The organism is Variovorax sp. 350MFTsu5.1, assembly GCF_048302515.1.
Lineage (GTDB): Bacteria > Pseudomonadota > Gammaproteobacteria > Burkholderiales > Burkholderiaceae_C > Variovorax > Variovorax guangxiensis.
On the sequence record NZ_CP157620.1, the window covers coordinates 4,523,258 to 4,538,641 of the forward strand.

At 66.3% G+C, this 15,384-nt stretch carries 16 protein-coding genes; 7 read left to right on the plus strand and 9 right to left on the minus strand.

Annotation, left to right across the window (positions count from 1 at the left end; all coding sequences use genetic code 11):
• Window positions 1-12: 12 nt before the first annotated feature.
• The gene (locus tag ABL843_RS20655) at window positions 13-1,446 is read right to left on the minus strand and encodes a M20/M25/M40 family metallo-hydrolase (RefSeq protein ID WP_418117105.1); all 1,434 of its coding nucleotides are present in this window, start codon (window positions 1,444-1,446) and stop codon (window positions 13-15) included.
• 78 nt (window positions 1,447-1,524) lie between these two features.
• On the opposite strand from ABL843_RS20655, the gene earP reads away from it, so the two are divergent.
• The 3 genes from earP to ABL843_RS20670 all read left to right on the plus strand — a co-directional run bounded on the left by earP (window position 1,525) and on the right by ABL843_RS20670 (window position 4,296).
• Entirely contained in the window at window positions 1,525-2,613 is a 1,089-nt protein-coding gene (earP, locus tag ABL843_RS20660; RefSeq protein ID WP_418117106.1) for an elongation factor P maturation arginine rhamnosyltransferase EarP, read from the plus strand.
• 146 nt (window positions 2,614-2,759) lie between these two features.
• Window positions 2,760-3,314, plus strand: coding sequence for an elongation factor P (gene efp / locus ABL843_RS20665; RefSeq protein ID WP_126024932.1), 555 nt, complete (start codon window positions 2,760-2,762; stop codon window positions 3,312-3,314).
• Between the two features lie 118 nt (window positions 3,315-3,432).
• Window positions 3,433-4,296 (plus strand): TIGR00730 family Rossman fold protein, encoded by an 864-nt coding sequence (locus ABL843_RS20670; protein ID WP_126024931.1) that lies wholly within the window; start codon window positions 3,433-3,435, stop codon window positions 4,294-4,296.
• Window positions 4,297-4,337: 41 nt separating this feature from the next.
• On the opposite strand, the gene ABL843_RS20675 is transcribed toward ABL843_RS20670, so the two are convergent.
• The 6 genes from ABL843_RS20675 to pncB form a co-directional block, all read right to left on the minus strand.
• Window positions 4,338-5,009 carry a TetR/AcrR family transcriptional regulator gene (locus ABL843_RS20675; protein WP_184641364.1) on the minus strand — a complete coding sequence of 224 codons (672 nt, stop codon included), beginning with the start codon at window positions 5,007-5,009 and terminating at the stop codon, window positions 4,338-4,340.
• A 120-nt stretch (window positions 5,010-5,129) separates the two neighbouring features.
• On the minus strand, window positions 5,130-6,293 hold the full coding sequence (locus ABL843_RS20680; RefSeq protein ID WP_418117107.1) for an MFS transporter: 1,164 nt from the start codon (window positions 6,291-6,293) through the stop codon (window positions 5,130-5,132).
• Window positions 6,290-7,684, minus strand: coding sequence for a DNA recombination protein RmuC (locus ABL843_RS20685; RefSeq protein ID WP_126024928.1), 1,395 nt, complete (start codon window positions 7,682-7,684; stop codon window positions 6,290-6,292). Before ABL843_RS20685 ends, ABL843_RS20680 begins: the two co-directional genes overlap by 4 nt.
• Window positions 7,685-7,706: 22 nt before the next feature.
• Window positions 7,707-8,693 (minus strand): 2-hydroxyacid dehydrogenase, encoded by a 987-nt coding sequence (locus ABL843_RS20690; protein WP_418117108.1) that lies wholly within the window; start codon window positions 8,691-8,693, stop codon window positions 7,707-7,709.
• A 14-nt stretch (window positions 8,694-8,707) separates the two neighbouring features.
• Entirely contained in the window at window positions 8,708-10,123 is a 1,416-nt protein-coding gene (locus ABL843_RS20695; RefSeq protein WP_418117109.1) for a sodium:proton antiporter, read from the minus strand.
• A 35-nt stretch (window positions 10,124-10,158) separates the two neighbouring features.
• Window positions 10,159-11,379: a nicotinate phosphoribosyltransferase gene (gene pncB, locus ABL843_RS20700; protein ID WP_418117110.1), complete on the minus strand. Its 1,221-nt coding sequence runs from the start codon at window positions 11,377-11,379 to the stop codon at window positions 10,159-10,161.
• 177 nt (window positions 11,380-11,556) lie between these two features.
• On the opposite strand from pncB, the gene ABL843_RS20705 reads away from it, so the two are divergent.
• Complete coding sequence (locus ABL843_RS20705) at window positions 11,557-11,790, plus strand: CsbD family protein (RefSeq protein WP_126024924.1); 234 nt, start codon at window positions 11,557-11,559, stop codon at window positions 11,788-11,790.
• A 68-nt stretch (window positions 11,791-11,858) separates the two neighbouring features.
• On the plus strand, window positions 11,859-12,266 hold the full coding sequence (locus ABL843_RS20710; RefSeq protein WP_126024923.1) for a hypothetical protein: 408 nt from the start codon (window positions 11,859-11,861) through the stop codon (window positions 12,264-12,266).
• A gap of 64 nt (window positions 12,267-12,330) precedes the next feature.
• Here ABL843_RS20710 and ABL843_RS20715 read toward each other — a convergent pair whose 3' ends face one another.
• Window positions 12,331-12,786, minus strand: coding sequence for an acyl-CoA thioesterase (locus ABL843_RS20715; protein ID WP_418117111.1), 456 nt, complete (start codon window positions 12,784-12,786; stop codon window positions 12,331-12,333).
• 242 nt (window positions 12,787-13,028) lie between these two features.
• Between ABL843_RS20715 and ABL843_RS20720 the strand changes: the two genes are divergently transcribed.
• Together ABL843_RS20720 and ABL843_RS20725 are read left to right on the plus strand one after the other, a co-directional pair.
• Complete coding sequence (locus tag ABL843_RS20720) at window positions 13,029-13,580, plus strand: phasin family protein (RefSeq protein ID WP_019655862.1); 552 nt, start codon at window positions 13,029-13,031, stop codon at window positions 13,578-13,580.
• 136 nt (window positions 13,581-13,716) lie between these two features.
• Complete coding sequence (locus tag ABL843_RS20725; protein ID WP_418117112.1) at window positions 13,717-14,475, plus strand: 3-hydroxyacyl-CoA dehydrogenase; 759 nt, start codon at window positions 13,717-13,719, stop codon at window positions 14,473-14,475.
• Here ABL843_RS20725 and ABL843_RS20730 read toward each other — a convergent pair.
• Window positions 14,423-15,373, minus strand: a complete 951-nt coding sequence (locus tag ABL843_RS20730) for a YihY/virulence factor BrkB family protein (RefSeq protein ID WP_418117113.1) — start codon at window positions 15,371-15,373, stop codon at window positions 14,423-14,425. The two genes, ABL843_RS20725 and ABL843_RS20730, sit on opposite strands and share 53 nt — an antisense overlap.
• Window positions 15,374-15,384 lie beyond the last annotated feature (11 nt).

Here is a 15,384-nt window from a genome sequence, read left to right on the forward strand (position 1 = left end):
GCGTACTACGCCCTACTTCGCGAGTTCGCTGACCAGCCGGTACAGGAACTCGCGCCCGTCGTACAGGCGCTGGATCTCTATGCGCTCGTCCAGCCCGTGCGAGCGCGCGTCGGAGGGCTCCACGAACAGGCCGCTCACGCCGTACATCGGGATGCCGGCGTTGCGCATGAAGCGGCTGTCGGTGGCGCCGGTGCTCATCGCGGGTATCACCGGCACGCCGGGCCACATCTGCTGGGTGATCGATTCCACCGTCTTGACCAGGTCGCCGTTCAGCGGCGAGGCCGGGCTGCGCAGCGGCTTGCCCATGTTGCGCACCACGATCTTGTCGTTGCCCACGACCTGGGTCAGTTGGCGCTCGACTTCTTCCGGGTCGTCGTGCGGCAGGATGCGGCAGTTGACCGTGGCCTTGGCCGACTGCGGCAGCGCGTTCTCGGCATGGCCGGCCTGCACCATCGTCGCCACGCAGGTAGTGCGGAACTGGGCGTTGTAGGCCGGGTTGGCCGACATGCGCTCGATCACCGACGCATCGGGGTTGCCGCTGCCCACGGCGCGCATGTCCTCGGCGAGCTGGCCAGTGGCAAAGGGTGCGCTGCGCGCGAAGTAGGTCTTGGTGACGTCGGCGAGCTTCACCGGAAAGCTGTAGTTGCCCAGCCGCTCCAGCGCGCCCGAGAGTGCGTAGATCGGGTTGGTCTTGGTCGGCACCGAGCTGTGGCCACCCACGTCGCGCGCCTCCAGCATGTAGGTGGTGTACATCTTCTCGGCCACCTGCATGCGGTGCAGGTTGGGCTTGCCGCCGCGCAGCTCGCCGCCGCCGCCTTCGTTGATGCCGAACTCGGCCTGCAACAGCTCGGGCTTGTTGTTGATGAGCCAGAAGGCGCCGTTGCTCAGCGCGTCGCCGCGTTCCTCGTCGGCGGTCAGCGCGAGGATGACGTCGCGCTTCGGCCTGAAGCCTTCCTGCTTGAGCTGCCCCACCACGGAGACCAGCGCCGCGGCCATGGCCTTGTCGTCGATGGCGCCGCGCGCGGTGAAGTAACCGCCGGTCTCCTGCAGCTTGAACGGGTCGGTCTTCCAGTCCTCGCGCCGGGCCTCGACCACGTCGATGTGCGCCAGCAGCAGCAACGGCTTCTTGCTGCCGTCGCCCTTGAAGCGCAGCACCATGTTGCCCTTCTTGGGGAAGGGTTCGAATATCTGGATGTCGCCGGGGGCGAAGCCCGCCTCGATCAGACGCTTTTCCATGGCCCACGCCGCCGCGGTGTTGTCGCCGACCGAGTGGGTGGTGTTGATCTCGATCAACTCCTTGTAGATGTCGTGGAAGCGCTGCTGCTGCGGCGTGAGCGACTGCGGCGTCTGCGGCTGCGCCGAAGCGGCTGTCATGCCGCAGATACCGCAAAGGGCCAGCGAGACGGCGAGCACGGACTTGGCGGCACGGAAGGTCTGCATCCTCATGGGTTCTCTCTCTCTCCGGTGGTTGTCGTCCGGGCAGCATAGCAAGCGCGGCGTGCGAACACGGGCACACTCGCGACCATGCAATACAGCCAATCGAAGCAGTGGGACATCTTCTGCAAGGTCATCGACAACCACGGCGACCTGGGCGTCTGCTGGCGGCTTGCCCGCCAGCTGGCCGCCCTCGGCGAGCGCGTGCGGCTATGGATCGACGATGCGACGGCGCTGGGCTGGATGGCGCCGTCGGGCCACGACGGCGTGCAAGTGATCGACTGGCTCGATCCCTCGGCGCTGCGGGCGGCCGTGGCGCAGCCAGCGCCCGACGTGCTGATCGAAGGCTTCGGCTGCGACCCGGCGCCGGAGCTGGTCGCCCGTTTCGCCGAGCGACCGGGCATTGCCTGGATCAACCTCGAATACCTGTCTGCGGAGCCGTACGTGGAGCGGCTGCACGGCCTGCCCTCGCCGGTGTTCAAGGGCCCCGGCTCCGGACTGACAAAGCGCTTCTTCTATCCCGGCTTCACGAGCGCCACCGGCGGACTGCTTCGCGAGCCCGACCTGATGGAGCGCAGGTCGCGCTTCGATCGCGCATCCTGGCTGTCGGCACGACAGATCCCTTGGCGGCAGGACGAACGCCTCGTCTCCCTCTTCTGCTACGAGCCCCCCGCGCTGGCCGGACTGCTGGCTCGCCTCGCCGAAAGCAGGCAGCCCACTCGCCTGCTGGTAACGGCCGGCCGTGCCGCGCAGGCGGTCCAGGCTCTGCAGGGAAGCGCGCCGCTGCTCCATGGCCGCGGCGCGCTATCAATTTCATACCTGCCCTATCTCACCCAGCCCGACTTCGACCACCTGTTGTGGGCCTGCGACCTGAACTTCGTGCGTGGCGAGGATTCGCTGGTGCGCGCGCTCTGGGCCGGAGCGCCGCTGATCTGGCAGATCTATCCGCAGGACGACGACGCCCACCATGAAAAGCTGAACGCCTGGCTCGACTGGCTAGGCGCACCGCCCTCGCTGAGGCTTTTCCACCACGCGTGGAACGGCTTTGGCGACGCAGCCCTCCCCGAGCCGGAAATGCACGGCCCGTGGCTGGAAACAGCCCGGGACGCCCGCGCGCGGCTGCTCGCGCAGGACGACCTGATTACCAAATTGCGGAAATTCGTCACCCAAAAAAGCTAAAATAGTGGGCTTTGCGGATTTCGGCCCGGGTTTCATCGATCCGGAATGTCTTCCGCTAAACCTGCCGCGGGACATGTACCGCGGGGCCAGCCGAACGGCAAACCAAAGCCCCGCGCACCGAGCGGCCAACATCCAGAGACCCTGTTATGAAAATCGCTCAAGAAATCCGCGCCGGCAACGTCATCATGCACGGCAAGGACCCGATGGTCGTCCTCAAGACCGAATACAGCCGCGGCGGCCGCAACTCCGCCACCGTGCGCATGAAGATGAAGAGCCTGATCGCCAACTTCAACACCGAAGTGGTCTTCAAGGCCGACGACAAGATCGACCAGATCGTGCTCGACAAGAAGGAGTGCACCTACTCGTACTTCGCAGACCCCATGTACGTCTGCATGGACACTGAATACAACCAGTACGAAGTCGAAGCCGAGAACATGGGCGACGCCCTGAACTACCTCGAAGACGGCATGGCCGTCGAAGTGGTGTTCTACGAAGGCAAGGCAATCTCGGTGGAACTGCCGACCAGCGTCGAGCGCGAAATCACCTGGACCGAGCCAGCCGTCAAGGGCGACACCTCGGGCAAGGTCATGAAGCCCGCCAAGATCGCCACCGGCTTCGAAGTGCCGGTTCCGCTCTTCGTCTCGCAAGGCGACCGCATCGAAATCGACACGCGCACCGGCGAATACCGCAAGCGCGTCTGAGTCCCGGCTTCGCCGGCTGACCACCACCCCGAAAAGGCTCCGCAAGGAGCCTTTTTCGTTTCCGGGCATGATGGTTGCGACGCTGCACAATCACCCGGACAACCTGTCCGCTTTCTCCATGAACAACACGCACAACCTTCACGACAAGCGCCTGGCCGATGCCTGGGCCACGCTCCAGGCCCATGCGGACCAGGGCCTTCCGCTCGACCCCGATCCTTCGCGCATCGCCTTCGCCGACCCCGAATTCCTGCTGCGCCGCGAGACGCGCGGCATCCGCATGCAGCTCGAGCTGATGAAGCCCGACATCGAGCAGCGCGCCCATGGCATCGAGAACACCGTGGTGGTGTTCGGCAGTGCGCGCTTTCGCAGCGAGGAAGACGCAGCGGCCATGATCGCGCAGGCCGAACTCAGCGGCGACACGGCCGCGTCCGAGCGCTGGCGCCGGCTGGCGCGCAACTCGCACTACTACGAGAAGGCGCGCGCCTTCGGCAAGCTGGTGGCCCAGTACAGCAACGACAGGGAGCCGCAGGACAAGCTCTTCATCTGCACCGGCGGCGGCCCCGGCATCATGCAGGCGGCCAACCGCGGTGCGCACGAAGGCGGCGGGCTTTCGGTGGGCCTGGCCATCGCGCTGCCGATGGAAGAGGAAGCCAACCCGTACGTCACGCCGGCGCTGAGCTTCAAGTTCCACTACTTCGCCATCCGCAAGATGCACTTCATGATGCGTGCGAAGGCGCTGGTGGCGTTCCCGGGCGGCTTCGGCACGCTCGACGAACTGTTCGAGGTGATCACGCTGGTACAGACCAAGAAGTCGAAGCCGGTGCCGATCGTGCTCTTCGGCTCCGACTACTGGAAGCGGCTGATCGACTTCGACTTCCTCGTCGACGAGGGCGTGATCTCGCCGGGCGACGTGAAGCTCTTCGAATACGTCGATGCGCCCGAGGATGCCTGGAGCGCGATCAAGCGTTTCTACAAGCTCTGAACGACGCCTGAAGCCGCCGCTTCATCGCCTCGGTCGATGCATCAATCGGCGCTGTCGTCCTCATCCTCCGCCGGATGCAGCGCCTGCTCGAAGAACCTCGTGAGCGCCCGCGCGCGGCGCTTGCGCTCCGAAGCGCCGGTCTGCCCGGTCGCCACGGCATCGTCGGCCACGCCGTGCAGCGCATTGAAGAGGATCACGGCCGTGAGCGTCGCATCCTCCACGTCCCAGAAGCCGGCGCCATCGCCCTGCTTCAGCAAGCCCGCCAACTGCGCGATGACGGCGTTGTCGTTGCGCATGCGGCGGTCTTCGGGGCGGTATTCGTGGAAGACGACGTCGTGCAGTGCGACGTTGTCGAGGTAGATCTCGAGCCCCGTCTCCACCCAGGCCTTCAGCCGGGCGTGATAGTTGCCCGGCCGTTGGCGGTCCATGGCCTCCTGCAGCCGCTCGCAGAAGATGTCGACGAAGCGCTGCTGCAAGGCGCCGAGCAGCGCCTCCTTCGACGGAAAGTACAGATAGAAGGTGCCCTTGGCCACCTGCGCGCCGGCGGCGATGTCATCGATGCTCGTGGCGGCGATGCCCTTGTCGATGAAGAGGCGCTGGGCCGCCTCCATCAGCGCGGCGGCGCGCGTCTCGGGGGCCTTGGTGCGCCGGCGCTGAGAGAGCTCGCCATCGGTGCCGGGGGGATTCGTGGCGGTGTCGCCGCTCGGGGTCATCTATCGTCGCCTTCGGGTCGTTGATGAAGGCCTGGATACTGACTTCGGGTCAGTAGATTGTCAAAGGGATGGGAAGTACTCGTGTCCCGGATGTGGATTACGAGCCACGCGCCCGCCGGGTCAAATCTTCAGGCCCCAGGTCGCTCTCGCTCCGATCGCCACCACGCCTCCCACCACCCAGAACACACCGGCGATGCCGATCAGCGCGCCGAGCGAGCCGAACAGCATCGGCATCGCCACGCTCGACGCGTTGATGGTCATCAGCCGCAGCCCCAGTGCCTCGCCGTGCCGTGTGTGCGGCGTGATCTGGTGGAGCATGCTCATCACCATCGGCTGCACCGCGCCCAGGGCGAAGCCGAGCACCACAGAGCAGATGCCCATGGTCCAGGCCGAATCCAGCAGCGGATACACCGCGAACACCAGCGCCGTGACCGCTGTCGAGGTCAGGATCACGTTGCGTTCCGAGGCGCGCGAGGCGATCACCGGCAGCACCACGCGGATCACCGCCGCCGCGATGGCGAAGGCGCCGAGGATCGAACCGATCACCGAGGCGCTGATGCCGCGGTCGTGGCCCAGGATCGGCAGCACGAAGGCATGCACGTCCCAGCTTGACGACTGCAGCCAGTTCACGAACAGGAGGCGCCGGAACATCGGCTCGCGCAGCAGGTCCCAGGCGCGCGTCGGCTTGGCCCCCGCCACCGGCGGCACGGGCGGCTGCTCGTGGGCTCCGCGCGCGAGCAGCCAGCAGAGAACGGGCAGCGCCGCCATCACGCCGAAGGAGATGCGAAACGCCAGCATGTCGGCGGGCGCGCGGCCCGCGTGGTCGATCAGCATCCCCGCCAGGAAGGGCCCGACGAAGTTGGCCACCGCAGGCGCGATGGCCAGCCAGCTGAACACGCGCTTGAGCTGCGTCGGGTTGGTGGCCGAGCGGCCCACGTGCCGCTGCAGCGCGATCACCGTCGCGCCGGTGGCGCCGCCGGTCAGCAGCGCCGCGAGGCACATCACCGGGAACACCGGGAAGATCACCACCAGGCCCGCACCCACGACCGCGGCGACCACAGACAGCCACAGCGGCCGCTTGAAGCCGTGCCGGTCGGCAAAGCGACCCGCCGGCAGCGCGAGGAAGACCTGGGTCAGCGCGAACAGCGAGATCAGCACGCCGACGGCGGCTGCGCTGTAGCCCTGTTGAAGCGCCAGCAGCGGCGTGGCGAGCCGCATGCCGGCCATGGTCGCGTGCAGGCACACCTGGGCGCCGATCACACGCAGCAGTTCAGAACCTTTCACGGGGAGTTCTCGCCCTCTTCTTTCTCGTTGTTGTCGGCTTCGGTGCCGGAGGTGGTGGGCGGCAACAGCGCCTGGGCCTGTGCCTCTGGCAGTGCCTCCACCTTGCGCAGCGCCAGGCGCATCTGCCGGGCGCGCGTGTCGGCCTTGTCGATGGTGTCGGAGGCCTTGGCCACCTGCTCCTTGATGCGGGCGACCCACTCGCCGTAGCGCTCGAATTCGGTCTTGACCGCGCCCAGCACCTTCCAGACCTCGGAGGCCTGCCGCTCCAGCGCGAGCGTGCGAAAACCCATGTGCAGGCTGTTGAGCATCGCGAGCAAGGTGGTGGGGCCGGCCAGCGTCACGCGGTGCTGGCGCTGCAGCGCGTCCATCAGGCCGGGCCGGCGCAGCACCTCGGCGTAGAGGCTTTCCACGGGCAGGAACAGGATCGCGAAATCGGTGGTGTGCGGTGCCGCAAGGTAGTTGTCGGCGATGGACTTCGCTTCGGTGCGGATGCGCGCCTCCAATGCCTTCGCCGCGAGTTCGACGCCCGCCGCATCGGCGCGCTCGTGCGCGTCGATGAGCCGCTCGTAGTCGTCGCGCGGAAACTTGGCATCGATGGGCAGCCACACCGGCGCGCCATCGTCGCCGCGGCCGGGAAAGCGGATGGCGAAGTCCACGCGCTGCCCGCTGCGCGGCTTGGTCTCGACTTGCCTGGCGTACTGCTCGGGCGTGAGCACCTGCTCGAGAAGCGCTTCCAGCTGCACTTCGCCGAACATGCCGCGCGTCTTCACGTTGGTCAGCACGCGCTGCAGGCTGCCGACGCCCACGGCCAGCGTCTGCATCTCGCCCAGGCCCTTGTGCACCTGCTCGAGCCGGTCGGCCACCTGCCTGAAACTTTCGCCAAGGCGCGCTTCGAGCGTGGTCTGCAGCTTCTCGTCGACGGTCTTGCGCATCTCGTCGAGCTTGGCGGCGTTGGTCTGCTGCAGCTGCGCGAGCTGCGCCTCCATGGTCGCGCGCACTTCCGACAGGCGCCGCGCGTTCGATTCGCTCAGCCCCTGCAGCTGGTTGTTGAGCGTGTCCGCCAGCGTCTTCTGCAGCGACGCGAGCTGCAGCGCGAAGGCGTCGAGCTGCGCGTTCTGCGTGCGCGTGGCCTCGGCGCCCTGCTGCACCAGTGCCCGCTGGAAGGTGGCGAAGGCCTGCGCGGTTTCCTGCCGAGCACCGCGCGAGCTCTCGCCGATGTCGTTGCGCAGCTCACGCTCGGTGCGCTCGTTGGCCGCGCCCAGCGTGGCCAGCATGCGCGACACCTCGCTGAGGTCGGGCGGAGGCTGCCGGCGGGCCAGCAGCCAGATCACCAGCACGAGCTGGATGGCCGCGAGCACGGCCAGTCCGACGAGGATCAGCGAGGAGTCCAAGGTCCGGTTGCGCTCCTGCTGCTTACTTGCTTGCCGCCGGAACCGGCGTCACGGGCGTCAGCGGTCCCTTGCCGCCGAAGTACGCGATCAGGTTGTCGGCGGCGAGATCGGCCATGGCGCGGCGCGTGGGCACGGTGGCGCTGGCGATGTGCGGCGTCAGCACCACGTTGGGCACGGTCAGCAGGTCGGGATGGACCTTGGGCTCGCCCTCGAACACATCGAGGCCGGCCGCGGCGATGCGCTTCTCGCGCAGCGCGATGGCCAGAGCGGCGTCGTCGACGATGCCGCCGCGCGCGATGTTGACCAGCGTGGCGGTCGGCTTCATCAGCGCGATCTCGGCCGCGCCGATGGTGTGGTGCGACGCCGCCGAATACGGCACCACCAGCACCACGTGGTCGGCCGTCTTCAGCAGCTCTTCCTTGCTCACGTAGCTGGCCTTGCATTCGGCCTCCAGCGCCGCGTCGAGCCTGGAGCGGTTGTGATAGACCACCTTCATGCCGAAGCCGTGCGCGCCGCGCTTCGCGATGCCCTGGCCGATGCGGCCCATGCCGATGATGCCGAGCGTGGAGCCGTGAATGTCGGAGCCCGCGAACATGTCGTAGCTCCACTTCTGCCACTTGCCCGCGCGCAGGAAGTGTTCGCTCTCGGAGATGCGGCGCGCTGTGGCCATCAGCAGCGCGAAGCCGAAGTCGGCCGTGGTCTCGGTCAGCACGTCGGGCGCGTTGGTGCCGAGCACGCCGTGCGCGGCCATCGCGTCGACGTCGAAGTTGTTGTAGCCCACGGCCATGTTGGCGCAGATCTTCAGGTCGGGGCAGGCGTCGAGCACCGCGGCGTCGATTCGCTCGCTGCCGGTGGTGAAGGCGCCCTGCTTGCCCTGCAGCTTCGCGATCAGCTGTTCCTTGCTCCAGCTCTCGTCGGTCTGGTTCGACTCGACCTCGAAATGCTGCAACAGGCGCTCGATGGTCTCGGGAAAGATCGCGCGCGCGACCAGGATCTTGGGCTTGCTCATGATTTGTTTGTCTCTCAGCGGAAGAAGAGGAAGGTGGACAGGACGAACAGCGGAACCAGGATGGCGCACGACCACGCCATGTAGCCGAAGAAGCTCGGCATGCGCACGCCGCGGCTCTCGGCGATGGCCTTGACCATGAGGTTGGGTGCGTTGCCGATGTAGGTGTTGGCGCCCATGAACACGGCGCCGGCGGAGATGGCGGCGAGCGTGCTCGCGTAGGTGGTCATCAGCGCCGCCGGGTCGCCGCCCGCGGTGTTGAAGAACACCAGGTAGGTCGGCGCGTTGTCCAGGAAGGAACTCAGCACGCCCGTGGCCCAGAAGTACGCCGCCGGATCGGGCTGGCCGTCGGCGCGCGTCACCGCCGAGACGATGGCGCCGAAGGGCCCCTGCGTACCAGCCTTCAGCATCGCGATCACCGGGATGATGGTCAGGAAGATGCCCGCGAAGAGCTTGGCCACCTCGGCCATCGGGCCCCATTCGAACTGGTTGTCGGCGTGCACCTTGGGCGAGGTCAGCTTGTACGAGACCACTGCGATCGCGATCAGCCCGATGTCGCGCACCAGCCCCGGCAGGCCGACCTCGGTGCCGAACACGTCGAAGACCACCGGCGACTTCCAGAAGCCGCTCAGCAGCACCAGCGCGACCACGCCGCCCAGCAGCCAGAAGTTGGCGGCGCCGTCGAACCCGATGCGGGGCGTGTCGGGCGTGGGGTCGACCGGCAGCACGCCTTCCTTGCGGTAGTAGTGGCGGTCGATCGCATAGAAGAGCGCCAGCAGCAAGCCGACGATGAAGAGCGTCTCGGGCAGGATGTGCTGCACGGTCCAGAAGAAGCCCACGCCCTTCAGGAAGCCGAGGAACAGCGGCGGATCGCCCAGCGGCGTGAGCGAGCCGCCGGCGTTCGACACGATGAAGATGAAGAACACGATCACGTGCGCCTTGTGCAGGCGGTTGTCGTTGGCGCGTATCAGCGGCCTGATCAGCAGCATCGAAGCGCCCGTGGTGCCCATGAAGCTCGCAAGCACCGCGCCGATGGCGAGGATCGCTGTGTTGAGCCCCGGCGCACCGTGCAGGTTGCCCCGGATGTGGATGCCGCCCGCCACGGTGAAGAGCGCCGTCAGCAGGATGATGAACGGGATGTACTCCGCCACCAGCGCATGCACGAACTGCCCGCCGGCCAGCGGCAGGCCGAAGATCGTGGCGAAGGGCACCAGGAACGCCAGCGCCCAGGCCGCCGAGACCTTGCCGTAGTGGTGATGCCAGAAGGAAGGCGCGAGCAGCGGCAGCAGCGCGATCGACAGCAGGATGCCCGCGAAAGGCACACCCCACAGCGGAGAGAGGCTGCCGCCGTCGAATTCAGCGGCCGAGGCCAGTGCGGGGAACAGGAGCAGGAATGGCAGCGCGGCCGCCTTGGGTGGGGTCTTCTTTTGCATGGGGCCGTACCGTACCAGACGGGTCAGTACAGCTTTCAGGCCGGGGGTTGTTCGATCTCGAACACCTGGCGCAGGTAGGCCAGGTACTTCTCGTCCTCGCACATGTTCTTGGACGGCGTGTCCGACAGCTTGGCCACCGGCTGGCCGTTGCACTCGATCATCTTGATGACGATCTGCAGCGGCTCGTAGCCCAGGTCGTTGGTGAGGTTGGTGCCGATGCCGAAGGCCAGCTGGCAGCGGCCGCGGAACTGCTGGTAGAGCTCGATGGTGCGCGGCACCGTGAGGCCGTCGCTGAAGATCAGCGTCTTGGTGCGCGGGTCGACCCGGTTGGCGATGTAATGCGCCAGCATGCGCTCGCCCCAGACGAACGGGTCGCCGCTGTCGTGGCGCGCGCCGTCGAAGAGCTTGCAGAAGTACAGGTCGAAGTCGCGCAGGAAGGCGCTCATGCCGTACACGTCGGACAGCGCGATGCCCAGGTCGCCGCGGTACTCGCGCGCCCAGCTCTCGAAGCCGAAGATCTGGCTGTCGCGCAACCGCGGGCCCAGTGCCTGACAGGCCTGCAGGTACTCGTGTGCCATGGTGCCCAGCGGGATCATGCCCAGCTTCATCGCGTACAGCACGTTGCTGGTGCCCGCCAGCTGCGGCAGCCGCGCGCCCGGCTGCGACTGCACCGGCGGCGAGGTGACGGCGCCCAGCCGCGCGGCCGAAGTGCGCAGCACTTCTTCGTGCCAGTCCTTGGAGAAGCGGCGGCGCGTGCCGTAGTCGGCGATCTTCAGGTCGCCGAGGCCGGCCTCCTGCAGCTGTGCCAGCTTGGTCTCGAGCCGGCGGCGGCCTTCCTCGAAGTCGGGCTTCTTCTGCGTGTTGCGGAAGTAGACCTCGTTGACGATGGCCAGCACCGGGATCTCGAACAGGATGGTGTGCAGCCAGGGCCCCTTGATGCGGATCTCGAGCTCGCCCGAGGGCTGGGGAATGATGTTGATGTACTTCTCGTTGAGCCTGAAGAGCCCGAGGAAGTCGACGAAGTCGCTCTTGATGAAGCGCATGGAGCGCAGGTAGGCGAGCTCTGCGTCGCGGAACTGCAGCGAGCACAGGCTGCGCACCTCTTCGCGGATCTGCCCGGCGAACTGGGCGAGGTCGACGCCCGGGTTGCGGCACTTGAAGCGGTACTCGACCCTTGCCCCGGGGAAGTGATGCAGGACCACCTGCATCATCGTGAACTTGTAGAGGTCGGTGTCGAGCAGGCTGTGGATGATCATGGTGCTGGGCGCGTTGTCTCAAACTTTCGGCGGCCGTTCGATTATCACGGGACGCGTCGGCCTCTGCCTACGGGGGGCGAACAGCACGTCCTACCGACGCGGCGAATCCTCGCGGCGACATTGTTTTCACGGCGGCGGACAAGCCCCGCCGGCTCAACAGTCCCAAAGGAGATTCGCATGAACAAGGACACCATCGAAGGCAACTGGAAACAGCTCAAGGGCAAGGTCAAGGAGCAATGGGGCAAGCTGACCGACGACGACTTCGACGTCATCGCCGGCAAGCGCGACCAGTTGCTCGGCCGCATCCAGGAACGCCACGGCATCAGCCGCGACGAAGCCGAGAAGCAGGTCAAGGACTGGGAATCGCGTGACGGCCGCTCGCCGGACGCGCTCTGGTTCGAGCGCAACTGAGCGCCGCCGGGCATTCCCTGGCATCCCTGCCGAATCCGATCCATCCAATCCCCGAAGGAGAACATCCCATGAAAAAGCACCTTCTCATGCTGGCCCTCGCATCCACCTGCTTCGTGGCCACCCAGGCCAGCGCAATGACCAAGGACGAATACAAGGTCGCCAAGGAAAAGATCGAGGCCGACTACAAGGTCGCCAAGACCCAGTGCGACACGATGAAGGACAACGCCAAGGACGTCTGCATGAAGGAAGCCAAGGGCAAGGAAGACGTTGCCAAGGCCGAGCTGGAGCAGCAATACCAGCCCAGCGACAGCCACGCCCGCAAGGTGGCCGAGGAAAAGGTGAAGGCCGCCTACGAAGTCGCGAAGGAAAAGTGCGACGACCAGAAGGGCGAAGCCAAGACCGCCTGCGAGAAGCAGGCCAAGGCTGACGAAGCCCAGGGCAAGGCCGAGATCAACGCCATGAAGAAGAAGATGTAAGGTCTTCGTTCGAGCCCAGTGAAAACGGCGCCCCGGGGCGCCGTTTTCCTTTGCGGAAACGGCTTCAGGAGTCTCGAGACTTGAGCGAATCGACCACCTGCTGGAGAGCCTCGGGCAGCGGCACCGGGCGCTGGGTGGAGCGATCCACGTAGACGTGCACGAAGTGGCCCTGCGCCGCCGCGGTGTCGCAGCCCTCGGCGAACAGGGCGATCTCGTAGCGCACGCTGGAGCGGCCCGCCTGCGCCACCCGCACGCCCGCCTCCACCGTCTGCGGGAAGGCGATCGGCGCGAAGTAGTTGCACTGGGTCTCCACCACGAAGCCGATGGTCTTGCCATGGTGGATGTCGAGCGCGCCGCGCTCGATGAGCAGGGCGTTCACCGCCGTATCGAACCAGCTGTAGTAGACGACGTTGTTGACGTGGCCGTACATGTCGTTGTCGGCCCAGCGCGTCGGGATGCTGCGGAATGCGCGATAGCCGTTGCGCGAGTGGGGAGTGGGTCTGGTGGTCGGTGCGCTCATCGCGCGGCATTCTGCCAGCAGCTTTTGCGGCGGAAGGCAACCTTGGTGACCGGTACTCAGCCAGCCGGCAACCGCTGCGCAGCCGAATTTAGAAGGCCGCTTCTAAATTGCTGCATGGCAGCAAAAACCCCTTGATCGCAGAAACCAGCTGCCTATACTTGAGCCCATGCTGCACCGCAACATTGACGGCGAGACAGCGCAACGTGAACCGACCACTCAATCATCCCTTCTGGAGATCCCAAATGGCCCTGACCGCTGACCAAATCCTCGCCGCTCAAAAAGCAAACCTCGAAACCCTGTTCGGCCTGACCACCAAGGCTTTCGAAGGCGTCGAGAAGCTCGTCGAACTGAACGTGACCGCCTCGAAGGCCGCCCTGGCCGAAGCCCAGAACACCGCCCAGGCCGCCCTGAGCGTGAAGGACGCGCAAGAGCTGCTCACGCTGCAAGCCAGCCTGTTCCAGCCCCTGGCCGAGAAGACCGCCGCCTACAGCCGTCACCTGTACGACATCGCCCAAGGCACCGGCGCCGAGTTCACCAAGGCTTTCGAAGCCAAGGCCACCGAAGCCCAGCAAGCCTTCGTCGGCCTGGTCGACAGCGCTTCCAAGAACGCTCCCGCCGGTTCGGAAACCGCCGTTGCCGTCCTGAAGAGCGCCGTGGCCGCCGCCAACAACGCTTTCGAATCGGTTCAGAAGGCCGTCAAGCAAGCTTCGGACGTCGCCGAAGCCAACTTCAACGCCGTGTCGAGCCAGGCCGTCGCCGCTGCCAAGACCGCTACCGCCTCGCGCAAGCGCTAAGCAAGCGACCGACCACCACCAGTTGTCTCCTTGGGTCCTCACGGATCCAATTCAGGGGCCTCATCTCCGGATGAGGCCCTTTTTTTCGTCCTGCGAGCGTCTTCGATAATGGCGGGCTTATCCCAGGAGACTTCTTATGCAGATCGACGGCAAGGTTTTTATCGTGACCGGTGGCGCTTCGGGCCTCGGCGAGGGCACGGCGCGCATGCTGGCCGCCAACGGCGGCAAGGTGGTGATCGCCGACATGCAGGTTGAAAAGGGCGAAGCCGTTGCCAAGGAAATCGGCGGCGTGTTCGTCAAGTGCGACGTGAGCCAGGAGGCCGACGGCCAGGCTGTAGTCGCCGCGGCGCTCAAGCTGGGCAAGCTGGTCGGCCTCGTCAACTGCGCCGGCATCGCTCCGGCCGAGAAGACCGTGGGCAAGAACGGCCCGCACGCGCTGGCCACCTTCAGCAAGACCGTCACGGTCAACCTGATCGGCAGCTTCAACATGATCCGGCTCGCGTCCGACGCCATGAGCAGGAACGAGCCCGAATCCACCGGCGAGCGCGGCGTGCTGATTTCGACCGCCTCCGTAGCCGCCTACGACGGCCAGATCGGCCAAGCCGCCTACAGCGCCTCCAAGGGCGGCGTGGTTGGCATGACCCTGCCCATCGCCCGCGACCTCGCGCGCAGCGGCATCCGCAACATGACCATCGCGCCCGGCATCTTCGGTACGCCCATGCTTTTCGGCATGCCGCAGGAAGTGCAGGACGCACTGGCCGCCAGCGTGCCCTTCCCTTCGCGCCTGGGCACGCCCGAGGACTACGCCAAGCTGGCCAAGCACATCATCGAGAACGACATGCTCAACGGCGAGGTGATCCGCCTGGACGGAGCGATTCGACTGGCTCCCCGCTGAGCCTTTCGGATTCCGGCACCCTGGTGGTGCCGGTGCGGTCCAGACGCTCGTAGTTCGCGATCACCTGGGCCCCGAGCAGCACCAGCGTGGCGGCGATCTCCAGGCTCAGCAGCACCACGATGGCCGTGGTGAGCGAGCCGTAGACCACGTTCACCTGCGAGAGCGTCGAGAAATACCAGATCAGCACGCGCCGCGTGGCCTCCCACAGCAGCGCGGCCGTCACCCCGCCCAGCAGCGCATGGCGCAGCGACATGCGCCCGGCCGGCATCACGAGGTAGAGCGAGGTCAGCATGAAGATCTCGCCGCCCAGTCCCAGCAGGTAAAGCAGCAGCCCCGATACGCCCGACAGCGACCAGCTGCGCCCCAGCAGGTCGACGCTCTCCTGCCCCACCAGCTGCAGCGCCCCCGACACCAGCGTGACCAGCAGCAGCCCCACGCACAGGCACAGGATGTAGATGTAGGGCATGGTCACCGACACCAGGAAATGGCGCTTGTGATCAGCCTTGCGGTGGTGAAAGATCACCGCCATCGCGCTTTCGAGCACGCTGAAGGCCAGCGAGCTGAAGAAGATCATCGTCACCAGCAGCACCGGCCCCAGCACGTCGCGATGGTCCAGGAAGCTCGAAAGCTCCGCCACGATGGCCTTCGACTGCCCCGGCAGCAGCCATTCGAGGTACCGCCCGATGGTGCGCAGCAGCTCGGCCTGCTCGATGACGTGCGACAGCGCGATCACGCTCACGATCAGCAGCGGCACGATGGACAGCAGCGCGTAGTACGCCACGGCACCAGCGAGCAGCAGGCCCTGGTTGGCGCGGAATTCCTTGAGGGCTTCCCAGATGAACCTCAGGGGGTGGCGCAGCAGCGGCGCGACGTGTTGCAGGGGTTTGGGCGTCGTCATGCGTGAATCCG